The sequence below is a fragment of the Stenotrophomonas sp. P5_B8 genome (assembly GCF_054049855.1).
Genome location: NZ_JBFULO010000788.1, coordinates 1 through 826, shown reverse-complemented (window position 1 = coordinate 826; position 826 = coordinate 1). Strand labels below are relative to the sequence as shown.

At 60.1% G+C, this 826-nt stretch carries 1 protein-coding gene; it reads left to right on the top strand.

The genetic code is table 11. The annotated features are described in order from the left end of the window. Positions 1–683, top strand: a 683-nt coding sequence (locus tag ACXJKH_RS21475) for an OBAP family protein (RefSeq protein WP_457322416.1), incomplete at its 5' end; no start/stop codon positions are given. Positions 684–826 lie beyond the last annotated feature (143 nt).

The window sequence follows — 826 nt, the reverse complement described above, 5'->3', positions numbered from 1 at the left end:
GCGCCGCGGTGCTGCAGGACCGGCCTCCGGTCGACGCCATCAACGCCTATCTGGACGGGTTCCATTTCTACAACGGCCAGATGAAGGTCCAAATGGAGGCTCACCACTACTGCTCCATCCTCAACGAGGATGTCATCCAGTGCACGATCTACGATGGCAATGTGAAAGACGCCAAGTTGATGGGGGTGGAATACATCATCAGTGAGAAGCTGTTTGCGGGCCTTCCTGAACAGGAAAAAGCGCTGTGGCACAGCCATGTTCAAGAGGTGAAATCCGGTCAGCTCATTGCGCCAGGGATTCCCGAGGCGGCCGAGCATGCGCTGATGGAGAAGCTCATCCACACGTATGGCAAGACCTGGCACACCTGGCAMACAGACCTGGACAAGGACCTGCCCCGAGGCATGCCGCAGCTGATGATGGGGTTCACCGCAGACGGCCAGGCGGACCCAGCCATGGTCGCTGCCCGTGACGCAAGGTTGGGCGTCAGTAGTGAGGACAAGCGGAAGCGCCGTGCCGACATCGGAGCGCCCCCCATCGATGCGGGCGCCGATGCGTGGCAGAAGGGGAAGGTCATCCAGATCGAGGACCCGACCGCTGCTCATGCTCACGCTGGCAAGGAAAACCCCGAGGCGCCGTCGGACCCGGATGCTAATGCAACGTCTACGGGAACTCCCCAAAAGTAGGGTGAAACGCCTTCAGGACTGAGACTTTCGGAATATGGACGGATCACGCGGCGCTCGCATTGCTTTCGCGGTCGGTTGATCGGTGCGGGACGATCCTTCAGGTCCCAGTTAACCTTTTGGAACGCTCGCCCATGAAACGGACC